Here is a 19,307-nt window from a genome sequence, read left to right as displayed (position 1 = left end):
TGTCGTTCGAAAGCAGGCCAATCTATACCGCCGGCGCTGCAGCGGTACTTTCCCGCACAATGAGTTCCGCTTCGAACTCGTCTTGCCTGACGGGCTGATTACCCACGTTGTTGACCTGCGCCAACAGGTTTTCAGCACTTAGGTGTCCGATCTTAACGGCATCGGAATGGATGGTGGTGAGCGATGGAGAACCGAGTCTGGCTAGATCCCAGTCGCCAAAACCCGTTACCGACACCTGACCCGGAACGGAAACGCCGAGCGCTCTGCACTCGGCAAGCGCCCAGGCCGCTACGAAATCGTTGTTGCAGATAAGCGCAGTCGGAGGATTTGCCCTGGAAAGAAATTGACGCGCTGCGGAGCGAACGGACTCGGGGTCATACGGCGTAGCGATCACAGCTTCAGGCCGCAAGGCTATTCCATGACGCCCCAACTCCTCGCGTATGCCCGAGAGTCTCGCGGCCGACAACTGATGGACATCGGACGGACCTGTGAGCACGCCAATACGGACATGCCCAAGGTTGACGAGATGCTCAGTGACGCGCCCCATGGCACGTTGGTTGTCATAGCCGACGGTCGGATGAACGCGCTCCGGGTCAGTCGCCCACATCAATACATAAGGAAGTTCCTGCCTGCGTATCAGGGTTAGCACGTCGGGATGATGGCTGGAACCGACTAGCGCGAGGCCATCGACTCCGCGTTCGATAAGCGTCCGAACGATACGCAACTCCAGATCTCGATCATCACGATGGCAGGTTAGCAGCCCCGTGTAATCCAACTGAAGAAATTCGCTTTCCAGGGTATCAACGGCTCGCGCGTACAACTCGTTCATCAATGTCGGCGCAACGATACCGATGGTTCGCGAGCGACCCGACCGGAGTACGCGGGCTGGCGCGTACGGGACGTAATCAAGCGACGCAATTGCCTCTCTGACCTTTTTCAGCGTCTTCGGGTGCAGGCGCTCCGGCGCTGCAAGCGCGCGCGAAACGGTGGACGACGACACCCCGGCAAGCGCGGCGACTTGTTTCAGATTCACCATGTACACCCCGATACCGGCATGTTCATACCCATAAGATCGTGCGGCGTTGAGTGTATCAAAACAGCAATTCTCTTCATGCCCGTCTCCAATGGAGGCGCCAAAAGCATCGCAGCATCCCGGCCCGTTGAATTCCCGGCAACTCGCCCCACGAAACCACAAATGATAACGATTGCAAAACATCATAATATTGATTTAAATAGAAAAAATATGATATAAGTCTGAACGTTGCAATCGTTGTCATCAAATTCATCAAGGCTAGGGAAAGGATGGGAGCGCGCAGCTGCGGACAACTTCCCATGCAGACGGCCCCAGTAGGAGAGATAGTCCATGAAGGCATCAAAACAACTCCTGATCATGCTGTGCGTGTCCATACCGTCGTTCATGATCAACCTTGACGGAAACATCATCGCCGTATCGTTGAGTTCGATTGCCCGTTCGTTACATGCCGATTTCGCCGCAGTCGAATGGGTTATCAGCGCTTATACCTTGACCTTTGCGGCCATGCTCATGCCGGCCGGAACGCTTGCCGACCGCTTTGGTCGCAAACGCATGCTGATCGTCGGCCTGGTCCTGTTTACGGGCGCCTCGGCGATGTGCGGCGCGGCACACTCTGATACGGCGCTCAACTGGGCACGAGCACTACAGGGAGTCGGTGCGGCCTTGCAGCTGAGTGCGGCGATGGCAACCCTCTCCCACTCATTTCGTGGACTCGCACGGGCCCGTGCGTTTTCGTTCTGGGGCTCGGTCATCGGCGTTGCGATCATGCTCGGGCCAGTCGCCGGCGGCCTGATCACCCAATATCTCGGCTGGCGCTGGATTTTCTTCGTCAATTTACCGGTGGGCGTGTCAATGATCGCGTTGACGCTGTACGCGGTCGAGGATTCGAAAGATCCGCAAGCGAAGCGACTCGACATTGCTGGTGTGACGACCTTCGGCGGCTCTCTGATATTGCTGACGCTTGCCCTTATCTCGGGTAACCGTGCCGGATGGTCCAATCATCTGATTCTGGCGGAGTTCATCGGGGCAGCGGTCCTCTTTGCCGGGTTCCTGACTGCCGAGACACGACAAGTCCGGCCAATGGTCGATCTGCGCTTTTTTTACCAGCCAACGTATGTCGGCGCCAATATCGCCGGACTAGCCTACGGGATGGCTTTTCTGACCATGCTGACCTATTTGCCGATGTACTTCCAGAATGGCATGGGCCGCACGCCGCTCGACGCAGGGCTTCTCATGTTGCCAATGGCCTTGCCGCTATTCGTGATCCCACGCGTCGTCGCCTGGTGGCTGGCGCCGCGTTGTTCCGGTCGCCTGCTTCTCAGCACAGGCTTGGCACTGGTCGGGCTGGGATTGATATGGACGTCCACCGAAATGCGCAGTTTCGCCTATACACCCATCCTCGTCAGCATGCTCGTCGCCTCTTGCGGTGCCGGAATTCTCAATGGGGAAACCGCCCGGGTCGGCATGACTGTCATTCCCTCAGACCGTGCGGGGATGGCCTCCGGGGTTTCGGGTACCGTCAAGTTCAGCGGAATCGTGATCGGCTTTGCGACGCTGGGGGCGATCCTGGTTTCCCGCGTCCAGGCGTCGCTCGCAGACGCTTTGCCTGGGTACCCGGCGGCGGTGCGCAAAGAGCTCACGCGAATGATCACGGGTGGTAATTTGCATGCCGCGCAGGTGCTGGCTGGCCAGCGCGGTGGTTCGTCATTTGCGCAGTGGAGCTTTGGAAGTGGGTATGAGGCCGTGTTCTTTACGGCCGGCGCCATTGCACTGATAGCCGCCGCCCTGAGCTGGATGCTGGTCGACGCAGGTGAGACGGCACCGCTGGGAGCGGAAAGCATCCGGGATCACATCGCCGTGATGGAAGACTGAACCCATGAGATCGGCCACTCTCAACGGACCGTTCAAGCCGCGTCACGAATGACCTCCCTGATCCATGTTGTGAAGGCATCCATCGTGGCCTCGGTCCGCGTTGGCAGATGGCGGTGTCTTGGATAGAGAATCGATACTTCGGGCGCTGGCGTCTCCCATGAGGTCAGGATCCGCTCCAGCCTGCCCTCGCGTAGTGCGGGCGCAGCGAGGAACGAGAGGCTCTGGACGATACCCATGCCGGCGATCGCCAGTTGCAGCCGGGCATCGGAATCCCCAATCGAGGCGATACTGCGAGGGAACAGTTCCTGCCGTTCCCCGTTCTTGTCGAACTCCCACTCGAGCCGCGCTCCTTGCTGCGGCAGCAGAAAGTCGATCAGATGGTGTTCGGCGAGGTCTTCCGGACACTGCGGCCGCCCCCTTTTCCGTAGATACGCGGGCGAGGCGACCGTGACGCGTCGTGGACGCCCCAGGGGCCGCAGCACCAGGTCCTGATCCTCAAGTCCTCCAATCCGTACCGCGAAATCGATCCCGTCGCGTACAAAATCGCTGCGATGGTCATTCATCACCAGTTCGACGTGGATCTGCGGATGCAGCTCAAACCAATCAGGCAAGCGCGGTATGAGAATCGAACGGGCAATCGAGATGTTCGCACTGATTCGGACCCGCCCCGCGAGCGCCTCTTGAGAACCGGTCAGTGAAGCCTCGATTTCGTCCAGTTCGCCGAGCACCCGGCGACAGACCTCGTAATAGCGCGTACCAGCCTCGGTGGCGGCAACCGCACGTGTCGTGCGGGCCAAAAGCCGCACGCCCAGGATTTTCTCAAGGCGAGCCACCCGTTCCGTTGCATTCGAAGAAGACATGTCCATTGAACGGGCTGCCTTACCGAAAGAGCCCGTTTCCACAATGCGCACGAAAAGACGCATGGCAGCCAACTGATCAACGCGCATCCGATTACTCGCTTAAGCCGAAAAGAGTCTTCGCATCTTACGCTCTAGGCGACTGACCGTCGATTCCCTATTGTGTGAAGTGTTCTCAACATAAAGCGGGCTCACTGTCATGAACTACTGCACCTTCGGCCGCTCCGGCCTGCGCATTTCCCGTCTCACACTCGGCGCCATGACGTTCGGCGCAGGTGAAGGCATCTGGGCAACGATCGCCGGCCTCAATCGTGAGCAGGCAGCACGTCTTGTGGGTCTTGCCCTGGATAATGGGGTGAATCTGATCGATACTGCCGATGCCTATTCGCAGGGTCAGTCCGAGGTGGTGGTCGGCCAGGTGTTGGCCGATCTGGGCCTCGACGAAACGCGCATGCTCGTCGCCACCAAGGTCCGCCTGCGTACAGGCCCCGGCCCCAACCAGGTGGGCCTTGGGCGCTCGCATATCATCCGCACGGTCGAAACGAGCCTGAAGCGGATCGGCCGCGATCACATCGATCTGTTGCAACTGCACGATCGCGACGCACTTACACCGCTCGACGAAACCTTGCGCGCGCTCGACGATCTGGTTACACAGGGCAAGGTCCGGCACATCGGAGTATGCAATTTCAGTGCTTCCGAACTCGAGCGGGCACACGCGATCACGTCGCAGGCGCATTGGGCGCAGGTTGCCAGTAATCAGGTGCACTACTCGCTGGCCGCACGCGACATCGAGCACGAAGTCGCGCCCGTCGCACGGCAACACGACATGGCGCTGATGGTCTGGAGTCCTCTGTCAGGCGGTTATCTGAGCGGCAAATACACCGCGCAGAACGGCGAACCTGCAAAGGGTCGGCGCACCAATCTCAACTTTCCGCCAATCGTTCCGCAAAAGGTCGATCCCATCGTCGAGGAATTACGCGTGGTCGCAAATGCACTGAACACAACGCCAGCGCAGGTCGCGCTCGCCTGGTTGCTCGGGCGCGACGAAGTGGCAACCGTGATCGTCGGGGCAAGTTCCGACGAGCAACTTGGCGCCAATCTGCAAGCAGCAGAACTCGTGCTCCCGCCAGAACTCCGTGACCGGCTCGATCGCATCTCGCAACCGGACGTACCGTATCCGCACTGGATGCAGCGCTTTCATGACAAGGACCGTGTCTAATCCCACAGCAAATAGGTGAGAAAGACGAAAGGACGACCCCATGACTGAAGGCAATATGACTATTCCCCGCGCCCTCGCATTGCTGGCGATTGCAGGGAGCGCGCTTGCAGCGTTCCCCGCATTTAGCCAGGGCAGTATGCAGCCGACCGCTCAGCCGGCCACAAACGACGTCAAAACGATGCAATTCGATCTCCAACACCGTTCGCGGGAGATTCACTGGCCCGAAGGTTTCAACCCGGAAACAGCCGACCTCTTTTCCCACAATGAGACCGTCATCCATGCGTCGTGCGAACGCGTATGGGACAACATAATCGATGCCACCAAATGGCCTCAGTGGTATCCAAATTCGAAAGATGTCCACATCATCGGTGACAGCCCCGTCCTCACTCGCGACTCCGTGTTTCATTGGACGACATTCGGCCTGCAACTGGAAAGCAGGATTCACGAATTCGTTCCGTACACGCGTATCGGCTGGTACGGCTATGCACCAGGTACTCAGCCCAGCTTCTACCACACGTGGTATCTCACGCCTGAGGGGAGCTCCTGTCGTGTAGCGATGGACGAAGTAGGTAACGGTGCCGCCCCAGCCCATCTACGCGAGACCGATGAGAGCCTCATGCACCGCGGCCATGATCTCTGGCTTGCTACGCTGAAGTGGGTTTCTGAAGAACACTAGCCATCGTGACGGCATCATTGCCAGCACTGACTACGAGCACAAGCAAATCGTAGAGAAAAACAACCGCCCCAGCAATCTGTAACGTTCGCCAATACAAGGGCGAATGTGATCGTGGGTTTCAGACGATCCCACCTTCGCTTGGGAGTTCTGATGGTGAAAGCTGGAAAGCTTGGTTTGATTATGCTCGGAGTGGCGGGAGTCGCCCTTGCATGCGCAATCCGTTACGCATGGCAACCCTCGATTGAGCCGCTGTTGGCCCCTGCACCGACTGGCGCCGACACGGCGCTGGTCGCCCACGGGGAGCAAGTCGCAGAAGTGGGTGACTGCATGTACTGCCATACCGCCAACCGCGAAAAACCTTTCGCAGGCGGCATGCCACTCGATACACCGTTCGGTGTGATCTACAGCACGAATATCACGCCCGATCCGGATACCGGCATTGGCCGCTGGCCGCTCGATGCGTTCACGCGCGCGCTGCGCGAAGGCGTTTCACGCGACGGCCATCTGCTGTACCCAGCCTTTCCGTATCCGCATTTCACGAAGATGAGCGACAGCGACATCGCTGCACTCTATGCCTATCTGATGTCAGTCGCACCAGTCAGCGCACCGGCGCACCCGAACGATCTGCGCTTTCCGCTCAACTTCCGGCCACTCGTGGCTGGGTGGAATCTGCTGTACCTCAAAACGGGCGAACTTCAGCCGCCGGACAGGTCGGAATCGCCGGCATGGCTGCGGGGCCGCTATCTCGTAGAAGGGGCTGCCCACTGCGCATCGTGCCACACGCCGATGAACGCGTTGGGTGCGGAAAAAAACGGCGAAGCATTCGCGGGCAACCTGATTGACAGCTGGAACGCGCCGCCGCTCAACGCACTGACACGTGCGCCAAAACCGTGGACCCACACACAGCTCGTCGACTACCTGCGTACCGGGCTCGCCTCCGAGCACGGCGCCGCAGCTGGTCCAATGCTGCCCGTCACGCAACACCTGGGCAACGCGCCGGAGTCCGATGTAGAGGCCATCGCCACTTACCTGATGTCGTTGCAACCGCCGCCCGCACCGGCGCAACCTGCATCCTCCCGCGAGAAAGCCTCCAGGACCGACGATGCAAGTGCACAGTCCATCCGTGGCGGGACCTTGTTCGCATCGTCGTGTGCCGGCTGTCATGCGAGCGAAGCGCCGATGCGCGAAATCGGTGGCAGCCCTGCGCTCGGGCTCAGCTCCGTCCTCACCTCCGACAGTCCACGCGATGCGATCCATCTCGTCTTGCAGGGCAATCCGTGGAACGGCTCTGCGACGGCGCATTACATGCCCCCGTTTGCCGACGTTCTCGACGACGACCAGGTCGACGACCTTCTCGCCTACCTGCGTACCCAATATGCGCAGCGCCCCGTCTGGAAAGACGTATCCCGGACGACCGCCGCAATCCGCAAGGAGATTCCACAACCATGACCAAGCTCTCAGTCAACGGTGTCGAATACAACCTCGACGTCGACCCGTCCATGCCGCTTCTCTACGCGCTGCGAAATCATCTGAAGCTCAATGGAGCGAAATACGGCTGCGGGCTCGGACAGTGCGGCGCCTGCACAGTCGTCGTCAGTAAACGCGCAGTGTTTTCGTGCCTGATGCCTATCTCAGCCGTCAAGGACCGACCGGTGCTGACGATCGAAGGACTCGGTACCGTCGAGCGGCCGTCGCCGCTTCAGCAAGCCTTCATCGACAAGCAAGCGGCGCAGTGCGGCTACTGCATCGCCGGCATGGTCATGCGCGCACAGGCGCTACTCGAACAGAAGCCCGGCGCCACAGAAGTCGAGATTCGCGAACACATGCAGCCCAACCTGTGCCGTTGCGGTACCCACATGCGTATCATCGGCGCTATCGTGGAAGCCTCGCAGACAATGCGTGAACAACACCGCGCGCAGGGAGCCGATGCATGAACGTGCGTCCCCCCTCCAATCCGGACGCCCCCACGAACCCAGGCCGCCGACGCCTCCTCGTCGCCGGCTCCCTGACGGTGAGCTTCGCGCTGTTTCCTGCTGTGGACGTCATGGCCCAGCGGGCCACGGAAGACGCCGCACCCAATGCTACCAGCGCAGCATTGACCAGCTTGCCTGGCAACCTGGCCGGGACGCCCTCGCTCGATGCATGGATACGCATCGACGAACATGGTCATATCACCGTATACACTGGCAAGGCTGAATTAGGCACGGGAATCAGCACCGGTTTCATCCAGATCGCCGCCGAGGAGCTTCAGGTTCGTCCCGGTGACATTCACCTGATCACCGCCGACACGGGCTCGACGCCGAACGAGGGCTACACCGCAGGCAGCCACTCCACCGCGGACAGCGGTACAGCCATCATGCATGCGAGCTCGCAAGTGCGTGTCCTGTTGCTGGAATCCGCCGCCGGCAAGTTGGGCGTGTCCGCCGATACGCTGCAGATCCGCGATGGGACGATCGTCGCGCCGGATAACCGCAGACTCACGTTCGGCGAGGCAGTCAGCGGTCTCAACCTGCACCGTAACGCCGTCGCGCAGTCGCAGTTGATCGCGCCGGCTCGACATCACGTCATCGGGCAGCCGATACAGCGCATCGACATTCCCGGCAAAGTCACCGGTGGAGCGAGCTACGTGCAGGACATGCGCCTGCCCGGCATGCTCCACGCAAGGGCGGTGCGCCCTCCCTCGTATGGCGCCAGGTTGATTTCCATCGACAACGCGGTGGAAATGATGCCGGGTGTCGTCAAGGTTGTCCGCGACGGCAGCTATCTTGCCGTGGTCGCCGAGGACGAATGGCAGGCGATCCAGGCAATGCGTGCGCTCGAGCGGACCGCCCGCTGGGACACCTCCGCGAAGCTGCCGACGCCAGCGACAATCTACGAGACGCTGCTCACGCTCCCGCGGCGGGAAATTCAGGTGGCCGAGCAACATGGTCCGGCGCAACCTGCCGTGCGAACGCTGCACGCCAGGTTCACGAAGCCGTATCTGTCCCACGGATCGATTGGGCCGTCGTGTGCCGTCGCGCATCTTGATCAGGGCAAGATGACCGTGTGGACGCACGCACAAGGCGTATTCCCGCTGCGCGGCGGGCTCGCGGAGATGCTCGGCATGAAACCGGAAAACATCCGCTGCATCCACGTTCCCGGCGCCGGTTGCTACGGCCACAATCCCGCCGACGATGCCGCCGCCGATGCCGCACTCATCGCACGGGCCGTTCCCGGCCGACCGATACGTGTCCAATGGATGCGCGAGCAGGAACATACATGGGATCTGTTCGGGCCAGCAATGGTGACGGACGTGCGCGCATCGCTCGACGCGACCGGCCACGTGATCGACTGGCAATATGAAATCTGGAGCAACACGCACAACTTCCGTATCGACAACGCGGGGCGATTGCTCGGCGCGCAATATCTCGCGCAGCCCTTTACGCCTGCCCCGCCCCAACCCATCCCGATGCCGGAAGGCGGCGGCGACCGCAACAGCATACCGCTCTACAACTTCCCGAATTTCAACATCCAGCACCACTTTCTGCCGGACATGCCACTGCGAGTCTCAGCCCAGCGCGGACTCGGCGCCTTCCAGAACATATTTACGATCGAGAGCTTCATGGATGAGCTGGCCAGCGCGGCGCAGGTCGATCCTGTTGAATTCCGGCTGCGACATCTCGACAACGCTCGTGGTCGTGACGTGATCGAGCTGGCAGCGCGGCAGTTTGGCTGGAACCCGAAGCACGCGCGACGCCCGGGCCACGGTGTGGGGTTCGCGTTCGCACAGTACAAGAACCTGATGAGCTATCTGGCGATCGCCGTCGAACTTCGCGTCGTGCCGGAAACCGGAGCCGTGCAGATCGAACGAGCCGTCGCGGCGCTCGACTGTGGCCAGATCGTCAATCCGGACGGCGTGCGTAACCAGGTCGAAGGTGGCATTCTGCAGTCGGCCAGCTGGGCACTGTATGAGCAGGTGCAATACGACAGCGAACGTATCCGAAGCTTCGACTGGAGCGGCTATCCGATCATGCGGTTTTCCGAAGTGCCGCTGCACGTCGAGGTGCATCTCATCGACCGGCCCGGTGCACCGTTCCTGGGTACCGGGGAGGCGTCGCAAGGACCGACGTCTGCGGCTGTCGCCAATGCAATTGCTGATGCAACTGGCAAGCGGATCCATGATATGCCCCTGGCAGCCGGCGGCCGACTACGAGAATTCACCATCTGACCGCCTGATCCTGATCAACCGTCGCGCTGCAAAAAACGCGAGATGGTTTCCCACCCCGCGTACGGCCGTTACGCCAGATCGAACTGCAAGGTGCCCAGCTTCTCTATCGTACTTTCGATCTGGTCGCCCGCCTTAAGCCAGACCTGCTGATCCTTCGGCTTGCCGAGGATAACGCCAGGCGGCGTACCCGTGAAAATAATGTCACCCGGCTCGAGCGCGAATAGCTTCGACGTATAGGCGATCATTGCCTGTGTATTGAAGATGAAACGACTCGTGTTGCTCGATTGCCGGACCTGGCCGTTGATCCGGGTTTGAAGCGAAAGGTTGTTCGGGTCGCCGACGAGATCGGCTGACACAAAATATGGCCCGATCGGCGCGAAGCCATCTAGCGTCTTGCCGACCATCCACTGGCCCCCCGTATCCATCTGCAGATCGCGCGCCGAGAAGTCATGGCCCACCGCATAGCCGGCCACGTAGTCAAGCGCGTCTGCTTCGGTCACGTTTCGTGCGGTCTTACCCATCACGATGAGCAGTTCCGTTTCATAGTCGAACTGGTAGGACACTTCGCGCGGCGGCAACTTGATCGTCGACCGGTGAGCTGCGAGCGTGTTGTTGTACTTGTTGAACAGAATGGGTACTTTGGGTAAAGCTTCGTGCGTCTCCTCCGCGTGCTCGCGATAATTCAATCCGACGCAGACGATCTTGCCGGGCGAAGTAAACAGCCTGCCGTATCGTATAGACGATTCTTCACGGTAAGCGGACGCAGCGGCCGGATTGCGAGCCGCTGCGGCGATCAGCGATGTCAATTCTGCGCCATTACCGTTACGTAGCAACGCTTCGAGCGTCACAGGGACGTTCGCGTTAAGCAATGCGTTGGCCTTAGCCACATCGAGGATGCCGTTTGGAGTTTTGACGCCGAGCGTTTCGGAACCATCGGGCTGATAAATGGACAGCAGCGTCACGCCGCGCGGCAATGCCGATGAGCGCGAAGCGCCAGCCAATGCAGCAGTATTTCCCTGCGCCAACACAGACTTTGTTGTCAGGGCCGAGGCGGCGAGAGAAAGCGCGCCTACAGTTTTGATCATTGTTCGTCGATTCAGCATGTCAATCTCCTTGGTTAAGGTCAGTCTGGTGCCATGTACGATATTGAGTTCCGCTTTCACAGCGACGACTGCACGAGTGCGCCATTAGCTGGCAAGCGCATTTCATCGCGCCCATTATGTTAAATCCGACCTCCGATCGGCCCGGACTTTCTCAGCCATCGCCAGTCAACACAGATCAGTAACAACGCCGAGAGAGCGGTTGCCGTAGCTGCCGCAAACGCAGAGGGTATGCCGTAGGATCGTGCGACCGCACCGGCACCGGGACCCGCAATCGCGAGCCCCAGATCGAAGCACGCAAGATAGGCACCTATCGCGAGACCGCGGTTTTCGCCGGGCACGCGCCTCATTGCCTCAACGCCGAGAGAGGGAAAGACAAGCGAGTAACCCAGCCCGGTGATAGTGGCTCCAGCCAGCGCGATCAAGGGGTCACTTGCCCAGCCGATCAGTCCAAGCCCGATGGTCTCTGCAAAGAGTGAAGCAAGACCCGTTTGATACCCACCCAGCCGGTCAGGAAGGCCACCCAGGACGAGACGCATCACAATATAGGCAGCGCCAAAGGCCGCAAGCGCGAAACCCGCATGAGGCCACGCCGCCATGCTGTAGCGTAGCGGTAAAAACGCGCTTATCGTGCCTACGCCGGAGGACGCCAGTGCCATGCCGAGTCCGGGTACCCATATCATGCGCAACACGCGTAAGAAGGAAGTACGCTGGGCGATGCGTTCGACGGCGAAGGCTTGCCATGTGCTTGCAGCCGCTGCGCCAAGAAGTGGGGCAAGGACCGCGCAAGCCGCGACAGCACCGAAGCCAGCGGCACGATAGATTGCCAACCCCAGCGGCGCGCCGACAGCCAGTGCTGCGTACATCGCGATGCCTGACCACGCCATCGCCCGACCTGCATATTCCGAACCGACACGACCGATACTCCACGCAGCCAACGCGGTAATGAAAAGGCTTTCTGCCAAACCGAGAAGCAAACGCCCAAGGCAAAGTAGCGCGAGACTCTCCCCCGGGTGCTGAACCAGGACAGCGGCGAGCAGATAAAACAAACCCGCTAAGGACGCGAAAAGGAGCCCCACCAGCGAGGTCAGCTTCGGGCCACGGGTATCCGACAGCCGACCGGCATACTGGCGCGTCAGAAGCGTAGCGAGTGACTGCAGACCAATTACGCCGCCGACAACAAGCGTGCCGAAACCTAGTCTTTCATGCACATAGAGCGACAGCACGGGTAACGGAAGACCAACCGCGAGAAAGCCCAGAAACGCTACCGCAGAAAACGGTACCAGTTGCCGGACCACGTGCGCTTCCTTGAGCATAGACAGAATCCTGAACAGCAACGGTGGCAACGGATCGCATGGACGCAAGAAAAATCATGGGTCTACCATGACCACTCTATTGCGACATTCGCTGTATCAGACGTTCGAGTGCCCGATCGATCGTGATAGAACCCTTCCGTATCGCAGACTTGTCGCCGTCGAACTCGATCCATCCTTCGTTGAAGCCATCGAGCATGCGTATACGTGGTTCGGGATTGGACGCGCCCTGCGAGCGGAACAGGTCGGCCCACGTCTGCCTTGGTACCACCTCCGCGCGCACCGGCCGTGCGAGCAACTTGCCGAGCGCAATCGCGATTTCGGTCGGCGTCACCCGTTGCGGTCCTTCAAGCTGCACAACACGCTGTATCGCGTCGTCCTGTTGGAGCAGTTCCGCCGCGACCTGTCCGATGTCCTCAGTGGAAACCATCGGTACCGGCTTGTCGAGCGGCTGCAGAAAGCTGGCAATCGTTCCGGTTGTCATGGCCGTCTGAATGTCGCGCGCCGCATTCTCCATGAACCATGCGGCACGCAAAAACGTGACGGATACCGGGAGCGCGATGAGGCTCCGTTCCATGATCCCAAGCTTGCTCAGCAAGTTTGACTGTGTCGCCCGCGCACCGATGGTTGACAGACAGACCACCCTCTGAGGGAGTGTCTCCTCGAGCGCACGGCGAATGGACGTCACCATCCTGACCGTCTCGGGAAATCCGTCTGCCTGATCGAAATTCGACGGCAGCATGACAAAGACCCCTCTTGAGCCGTGGAACGCGGTGACCAGTGACTTCTGATCGTCCATGTCGGCGACACACACCTCACATCCACGCTCCGCCCAGGCGGATCCCTTTTCCTGACTGCGCACGATCGCGCGAACTGGCTGGCCTGTGGCAAGAAGCGATCGGGCCACTGCTCCGCCGACCTTACCGGTTATTCCGAGAACCGAAAACATGTGTCACCCTACGAAGGATTGTCGAAAAGTGCTGCCATCGTGACTACAATGTCAGCCAGGAAAGTGGAACCAGACAGGCAAGCTTGGCTACCCCCAATTACGTGCGTCGATTACGACGGTCGCGCCAGGCCCGCATAAAATGCGTCGGCATCGCGCGCGAGCATGGCCTTGATCTCGGCGCTACGCGCGTCGGCACACACTTCGCGCTGGTTACTGGCAACGCCCGCAATCGCGCTACGTGCGATATCATCCGCGCTTGTTTTAGAAACGCCCAAGGACGCCGCCATATCCGTATCGATAAAGCTCGCATAGACACCCACGACCAGCGTGCCCTGTGCCGCCAGCTCCAGGCGCAGCCCGTCTGTCAGCGCGCGTTCAGCTGCCTTCGATGCACAGTAGGAACCGTTCATCGGATGCGTAAACCAGCTGACGACCGAAAGCATATTGACCAGCGCCCCGCCACCGTTATTACCGAGCACCGGCGAAAACGCACGGCACATGTTCAGTGTTCCGAAGTAATTTGTCATCATTTCTTCTCGCGCAGCCTCGATTGACGGCGCGGCGATGAACGGGCTCATCCGCATAACACCCGCATTGTTAATCAGCAGCGTTACATCGCTACATTGCCGGGCCGCTGCGGTGACAGTGTTGGGATCTGTGATGTCAAGTGCAACTGGAACCACACCGGGATCAGTGATTTTCGAGGGATCTCTCGCGCCGGCATAGACCTTTACCGCTCCAGCCTGAAGGAGTACTTGCGTGAAGGCACGCCCCAGCCCACGATTGGCACCGCTCACTAGCGCGGTTACCCCTTTGATCTGCATAGCCGGCTCCTGCTGTAGTTCGACGCCGCCGAGTATAGGGTTCCTCATCTGATTCAAAAAGCGCATCCGTGTCAAAATCACCGTGACACAAATTCATTGATCACTATGGCCTTCGATACACGTCTGTTGAATGGTATTGGCGTTCTCGCCGCAGTCGTCGAGAGCGGCAGCTTCGTGCACGCCGCAGAAGCACTCGGTGTAACCGCCTCTGCGGTCAGCCGCGCGGTGGCCCGGATGGAACAGCGCATTGGAATACGGCTATTCGACCGCACGTCCCGCGCGGTCAAGCTCACCGACGAGGGACAGCGCTTCTACGAGCGCGTCGCGCCGCTGCTAGCCGAAATGGAGGACGCAGCGACCGAGACGGCAGGCTCATCCGTCAACGTTCGGGGACGACTGCGCGTCAATGTAGACCCCTGGTTTGCCCGCTTCATACTGGCGCCCAAACTCGAGAAGTTTCTGTCAGCGCAACCATCGCTCCACGTCGAGCTGGCGATTCGTGACAGGCTCGGGGATCTGGTCGCGGAGGGTTTCGACGCGGCGGTACGCTTTGGCGTACCTGAAGCGTCATCGCTCGTGGCACGCCCGCTTCTGAGTACCCGCATCCTGACCTGCAGTTCGGCCGCCTATCTCGCGCGGCACGGTCGACCCGCGCATCCGCTCGAGCTCGCCGACGGTCGATACGAATGCCTGTTATTCCGGGATTCGTCGACCGGTCGGCCATTTCCGTGGGAGTTCCATCGCAATGGCGAAGTGCTAACTGTGCCCGTATCGGGACGGTTGATCGTCAATGATCTCGCGACAAAGCTGAGCGCTTGTGCCGCTGGTCTGGGTATCACACAGACGATGGAACTCGGGGCGCACCAATGGCTCGGCGACGGCAGCCTGGTCGAACTGTTTCCGGAATGGGCTCAGGAACAGCTACCGCTCTATGTCTATTACCCGTCGCGCCGACTGGTGTCGGCCAAGATGCGGGCATTCATCGACCTGCTGACAGCGGACATTGGCTAGCGTCAGGCATCTTGCAAGCCGGACGACGCGCTTCCGCTTGTTCAGATCCGCCGTGCGGCCCGCCGTATGGCGAGTAGCCACTCGCAGACGTTAGCTGCAATACGTGCCGGTAGCACCGGCTTACGCATCCTGGCGATTCGTTCAATGACAATCCGGCATCTATTAGATGACTTCGATGTTATTCAAGTTTGATCTATTTTTGTCCAGAATCTATTCCGAACGATCCGTTCCTTTCTTAACCCGCGTAAAGGAAATTTGCCATGAACTTCCGCCAAATCACCCTGGTCGTCGCGGCTGTGCTCGTCTTTCCGATCGCCAGCCATGCCCAGGAAACCTCCTCCACCGTAACCCGTGCCCAAGTGCGCGCCGAACTAGTTCAGCTCGAAAAGGCCGGCTACATGCCGAGCCGCGCCAATGATCCTCACTATCCGGACGACATTCAGGCCGCCGAGGCCAAGATCAGCGCACAGCGCAACACCTCTGCTAACGTCGAAAGCAGTTTCGGTGGTGTGCAGAACGGCTCCGAGGCATCGGGCAGTCCCACCGCCGTGATCGGCCTGGGTTCACTTTATACACGTCCCTGAGCGACCTGCCGTCCGGCCTGAAAGTACTCACACTTTCCCAGGCCTCGAAGGCCTGGATGCGTAGGGCCCGCTTTCCTTTGCGTCGGTGTGCTAACGGCAATGCAAGAAGGTCTCGCACCTGTTTAAGCGGGAAGGTGCGCCGGCAGATGCGTACTCAATGTTTGACGACGTTGAAGACGCGTGTACGGCGCATCGGCCACGACGTGACGCCTTCAAGTCGATTGCTGACGATTCGCAGGTCCGGCGTGTCGTACAAAACGATCATCGGTACATCGGCGATCATCATTTTATGCAACTGCTCAAACGTCTGTCCGCGCGCAGACGCATCAGTCACGCCGCGCAGGCTCTGCAGAAGCTTGAGTGCTTCTGGATTGTTCCACTGTGCCATCGGCGTCTTGGCTTTGTCCCCCAATATATCGCTGAACATCATCGCCGGGTCGGTTCTTGCCGAGTAAGCGAACGACATGATCTGAAAATGTCCGGCACGAAAATCGGCAACCTGCTTGCCCCAGTCGACCACGTCGAGTTCTGTCGAGATGCCTGCTTTTCTCAGCAGTGACTGAACGTAAACCGCCAGTGAAAACATAAACGGAAAGCGATGATTCGTCTCGATCTTCAACGTCTGTCCGTGATAGCCCGCCTCTGCAAGCAAACGCTTCGCTTCCCCAATATTTTGCGAGAACCCGACCCGGTCGCCGGGCCCGAACACACCACTCGTCTCCGGTACCAGTGATGGACTGTAGTGCGCACGACCATCGGTAACGGCATTCACAATGGCGGGAAGATCCAGTGCAAGCGCGATTGCACGACGAACCCGCGCGTCTGCAAGCGTTGGGTCCTGGCTTTGCATCAGTAACTCGACGGGATCGGCACTGGGGCCCACGATGACACGCCATCTGGGGTCGCTCCCGACGAGCCCGTCTCCGCTCACCGACATCATGTCGACCTGCCCGGCGACGACCGCAACCTTTTGTGCCGCCTCGTCCGGGATGACGACAAATCGAGCGTCGTCGTACGCGACCTTCGCGCCCGCAAGACCACTCGGCGGTTCGCCTCTCGGGCGATATTGCGCAAATCGCTTCAGCAGAATGTACTGTCCGTGTCTCCAGTCCGCAAATATGTACGGACCTGTTGCGACGGGGCGAAGCCAATGACCGGAGCTGTCGACGCTTGATGGGCTAAGGATTGCCAACTGACAGTGCGTGTCGACCATGTCTTTGAGGAACAGTTCGTTCGCTCTGTCCAGTTCGAACACCACGGTATAGGCATCGGGCGTCCGCACGCCGACGACCTTGGCACCTCGATGCCCGTCGTAGTTGCCACGGCACATGAATCCATTTTCTGGCCTCATCAGGAAGTCGAAGCTCCACTTGACCGCGCTTGACGTGAATGGCGAGCCGTCGTGAAACACCACGCCATGCCGGAGATGAAATGTGTAGGTCCGAGCATCTGAAGAGATGTCCCAACTGTCCGCGAGCATCGGGCCAATGCTGAGATCGGCACGTAGCGCTACCAGCGACTCGACAACGTTGGCCAGAACATTGTCGGTCATGGTATTGCGTGCGATATTGCCTGGCATCGAGGTAGGTGTGTCGGTGCCCTCCGCGACGCGGATTTCAGGTGTCCCGATCGCGGTCGACGAAAGCGTGCGCTGCGTTTCCGCTTTCGCGAAGACGGGAAGCACAATAGCGACGACGGCGGCCCCAATCCGGCAAAGAGTGGTCAGTCTGGACATTAAGATCAGGCAATTGAGGCAGGATGAGGTCCCCGCTTGCTGGCGAGTACACGCGCGAAGAATGCCTGGACTGCCGGAATCACCTCTGCGGATCGATGCGTGGCGTTCTCGACTTCTTCCAGCGCAACGTTGATCCCATGCAACTCAAAGCTGTTCTTGAGCGACTTCAGTCTCTCGGGACGCGTACGGCCCGCGTCGTTCGCGCCGGGCATATAGTGCGCGCCGTCCGGTTGATGGGTAATCTCCCAGGTCTCGATATCGGCTTTTCCGACCACCATGTGAATCGGGACTTTTCTCAACGCCTCCACATCGATCTTTTTCCCGAAATGGGACTCGACGTCTCGCGTGCCAGTCCACCAGTCACGGGTCGGATCAAGCAGCGTGACCGAGCCAGGCGCGCCGATCGATGCGGCCCATAGCCTCCCAGGATGCAGCAGGCAAAACCGGTTGGCAAACTGGCCACCGCCCGAAAATCCAAAGAGCCCAAATGTCTCCCATCTGCGTTGATACTTCTTCTCGATCTCGGCGATCATGTCCAGCAGCAACTGGTCGTAGCGGATCGTTCCTTCGCGTAGCTGCTTATACCCGTCACGATTGTCGTCGCCGCAAACGTTGGCGGGAAACAGAGGACTCAGAACGACACAGTTGTGCGACTCCGCGAACTCGGAAAAACGATCTCTGAAGCCCTCCATTCTGCGGTTCGACCCATGAACGACGACGATGAGGTCAATAATAGACTCAGGATCGAGAATGCTCTTCGGCACGTAAAGGGTATAAGCGAAGCGCGGATCCTTCGTATGCGAATAGACGGTGGTGTTCCCGAAGTTGTACATGCGATCCGAGCGCGATGCCGATGCAGACGTTTTTGTTGTGTCAGAGGTATCCATGACGTTTCCCTTTTGCTGATGCGGAGAGTATCGTATTGATCAATTCAAAAAAAAAGCTAAATTTACTTTATTTGAATTAAACAATTTCTTTCCAATCAGGTGTTGCTGAAAACGCAGAGTCCGTTGATCGAAGGGAGATACCCATGAGCACATTGAGGTTCCTCAGAACCTTCGTTGCGATTGCCGAACATGGAAGCTTCGCTGCCGCGGCTGAACGTGTCGCGCTGACGCACGCCGCTGTCGGCCAGCAGATGCGTGCACTGGAGAGCGAACTCGGCCGGCCTTTGTTCAGTCGGGAGAAGCGCTCAATCACGCTGCGCCCAGAGGCTTACCAGTTGCTTCCGCAAGTCAGGCAGTTGCTGGCCGACTATGAAGGGATCGTTGCAGGCGACAAAACTGAAAACAATGTTGCCGGGCACGTTTCGATAGGCGCGATCGTCTCCGGGATGGGGTTGCTTTCGAAATGCCTGGTCGAGGTTGCGCAGGTTCATCCCGCACTCGAGGTTACTTTGGCGACCGGACGATCGAGCGATCTGATCGTTCGGGTAGGGTCGGGCGAGCTGGACGCCGCGGTTGTTATTGAAGACAGTCGCCGGCCCTTTCGCGGTATCGGATGGACTCACTTGTATGATGAGCCACTCGTCCTGCTTGCAAATCGTGGACAGATCCGTCGCAAGGACGACTTTGATAGCCTGTTGGAAACATCCCCGTTCATTCGCTATGACAGGGCTACGGCAACCGGCGCGCAGATAGAGCGACTATTGCGTCGGGTGGGCACAAGACCACGGCAGATTCTGGAGCTAGACTCGATTCTGGGGATCAGCGAACTGGTCAGGCAGGGGGTGGGTGTTGCCATCGTACCGATGCTCGCACATTCCGGTTGGCACAAAGACCCTGCGCTACGCGTGTTCCCTGTGCCTGACGGCATCTATTCCCGTCGGGTTGGAATGCTCGAGCCGAGTCGCAAAGGGCATATCACCGGAATCATTCGGCGGCATCTGGTTGGCATCATGAGTAACCCATGCTAAGCGTATGAGGAA

At 59.4% G+C, this 19,307-nt stretch carries 17 protein-coding genes; 9 read left to right on the top strand and 8 right to left on the bottom strand.

The genetic code is table 11. From position 1 onward, the window contains the following. Positions 1-22: 22 nt before the first annotated feature. Entirely contained in the window at positions 23-1,036 is a 1,014-nt protein-coding gene (locus tag P3T42_RS17845) for a LacI family DNA-binding transcriptional regulator (protein ID WP_074267606.1), read from the bottom strand. 327 nt (positions 1,037-1,363) lie between these two features. Here P3T42_RS17845 and P3T42_RS17840 point away from each other — a divergent pair, with 327 nt between their 5' ends. Beyond that, a complete protein-coding gene (locus tag P3T42_RS17840) occupies positions 1,364-2,905 on the top strand; it encodes an MFS transporter (RefSeq protein WP_074267605.1) in 1,542 nt (513 codons plus the stop codon). 32 nt (positions 2,906-2,937) lie between these two features. Here the strand turns inward: P3T42_RS17840 and P3T42_RS17835 are convergent, their stop codons facing one another. Then, complete coding sequence (locus P3T42_RS17835; protein WP_429306796.1) at positions 2,938-3,852, bottom strand: LysR family transcriptional regulator; 915 nt, start codon at positions 3,850-3,852, stop codon at positions 2,938-2,940. A gap of 109 nt (positions 3,853-3,961) precedes the next feature. On the opposite strand from P3T42_RS17835, the gene P3T42_RS17830 reads away from it, so the two are divergent. The 5 genes from P3T42_RS17830 to P3T42_RS17810 all read left to right on the top strand — a co-directional run bounded on the left by P3T42_RS17830 (position 3,962) and on the right by P3T42_RS17810 (position 9,864). After that, a complete protein-coding gene (locus P3T42_RS17830; RefSeq protein WP_074267603.1) occupies positions 3,962-4,981 on the top strand; it encodes an aldo/keto reductase in 1,020 nt (339 codons plus the stop codon). A gap of 40 nt (positions 4,982-5,021) precedes the next feature. After that, positions 5,022-5,657: an SRPBCC family protein gene (locus tag P3T42_RS17825; RefSeq protein ID WP_074267602.1), complete on the top strand. Its 636-nt coding sequence runs from the start codon at positions 5,022-5,024 to the stop codon at positions 5,655-5,657. Positions 5,658-5,810: 153 nt separating this feature from the next. Next, positions 5,811-7,106: a c-type cytochrome gene (locus tag P3T42_RS17820; RefSeq protein WP_429288136.1), complete on the top strand. Its 1,296-nt coding sequence runs from the start codon at positions 5,811-5,813 to the stop codon at positions 7,104-7,106. Then, positions 7,103-7,591: a (2Fe-2S)-binding protein gene (locus P3T42_RS17815; RefSeq protein ID WP_074267600.1), complete on the top strand. Its 489-nt coding sequence runs from the start codon at positions 7,103-7,105 to the stop codon at positions 7,589-7,591. The genes P3T42_RS17820 and P3T42_RS17815 overlap by 4 nt, the downstream gene beginning before the upstream one ends. Beyond that, a complete protein-coding gene (locus tag P3T42_RS17810; RefSeq protein WP_074267599.1) occupies positions 7,588-9,864 on the top strand; it encodes a xanthine dehydrogenase family protein molybdopterin-binding subunit in 2,277 nt (758 codons plus the stop codon). Before P3T42_RS17815 ends, P3T42_RS17810 begins: the two co-directional genes overlap by 4 nt. A gap of 68 nt (positions 9,865-9,932) precedes the next feature. Here P3T42_RS17810 and P3T42_RS17805 read toward each other — a convergent pair whose 3' ends face one another. The 4 genes from P3T42_RS17805 to P3T42_RS17790 all read right to left on the bottom strand — a co-directional run bounded on the left by P3T42_RS17805 (position 9,933) and on the right by P3T42_RS17790 (position 14,050). Beyond that, positions 9,933-10,967 carry a fumarylacetoacetate hydrolase family protein gene (locus P3T42_RS17805; RefSeq protein WP_074267598.1) on the bottom strand — a complete coding sequence of 345 codons (1,035 nt, stop codon included), beginning with the start codon at positions 10,965-10,967 and terminating at the stop codon, positions 9,933-9,935. 119 nt (positions 10,968-11,086) lie between these two features. Further along, positions 11,087-12,280: an MFS transporter gene (locus P3T42_RS17800; RefSeq protein WP_074267597.1), complete on the bottom strand. Its 1,194-nt coding sequence runs from the start codon at positions 12,278-12,280 to the stop codon at positions 11,087-11,089. Between the two features lie 76 nt (positions 12,281-12,356). After that, entirely contained in the window at positions 12,357-13,226 is an 870-nt protein-coding gene (locus P3T42_RS17795; RefSeq protein ID WP_074267596.1) for an NmrA family NAD(P)-binding protein, read from the bottom strand. A gap of 110 nt (positions 13,227-13,336) precedes the next feature. Then, on the bottom strand, positions 13,337-14,050 hold the full coding sequence (locus P3T42_RS17790) for an SDR family oxidoreductase (RefSeq protein ID WP_074267595.1): 714 nt from the start codon (positions 14,048-14,050) through the stop codon (positions 13,337-13,339). Between the two features lie 105 nt (positions 14,051-14,155). Here P3T42_RS17790 and P3T42_RS17785 point away from each other — a divergent pair, with 105 nt between their 5' ends. Next, positions 14,156-15,061, top strand: coding sequence for a LysR family transcriptional regulator (locus P3T42_RS17785; protein ID WP_074267594.1), 906 nt, complete (start codon positions 14,156-14,158; stop codon positions 15,059-15,061). Positions 15,062-15,321: 260 nt separating this feature from the next. Then, complete coding sequence (locus tag P3T42_RS17780; RefSeq protein WP_074267593.1) at positions 15,322-15,645, top strand: DUF4148 domain-containing protein; 324 nt, start codon at positions 15,322-15,324, stop codon at positions 15,643-15,645. A 154-nt stretch (positions 15,646-15,799) separates the two neighbouring features. Here the strand turns inward: P3T42_RS17780 and P3T42_RS17775 are convergent, their stop codons facing one another. Together P3T42_RS17775 and P3T42_RS17770 are read right to left on the bottom strand one after the other, a co-directional pair. Beyond that, positions 15,800-17,380, bottom strand: coding sequence for an ABC transporter substrate-binding protein (locus P3T42_RS17775; RefSeq protein ID WP_074267592.1), 1,581 nt, complete (start codon positions 17,378-17,380; stop codon positions 15,800-15,802). Between the two features lie 5 nt (positions 17,381-17,385). Further along, complete coding sequence (locus tag P3T42_RS17770; RefSeq protein ID WP_074267591.1) at positions 17,386-18,267, bottom strand: hydrolase; 882 nt, start codon at positions 18,265-18,267, stop codon at positions 17,386-17,388. A gap of 143 nt (positions 18,268-18,410) precedes the next feature. On the opposite strand from P3T42_RS17770, the gene P3T42_RS17765 reads away from it, so the two are divergent. Further along, complete coding sequence (locus P3T42_RS17765) at positions 18,411-19,295, top strand: LysR substrate-binding domain-containing protein (RefSeq protein ID WP_074267590.1); 885 nt, start codon at positions 18,411-18,413, stop codon at positions 19,293-19,295. The last annotated feature ends 12 nt before the right edge of the window (positions 19,296-19,307 follow it).

Origin of the sequence: Paraburkholderia sp. GAS38 (assembly GCF_050434965.1) — a bacterium.
In the GTDB taxonomy this organism is placed as follows: Bacteria; Pseudomonadota; Gammaproteobacteria; order Burkholderiales; family Burkholderiaceae; genus Paraburkholderia; species Paraburkholderia phenazinium_A.
Note: the sequence above shows the minus strand (reverse complement) of the source record. Positions and strands in the feature narration are given on the sequence as shown.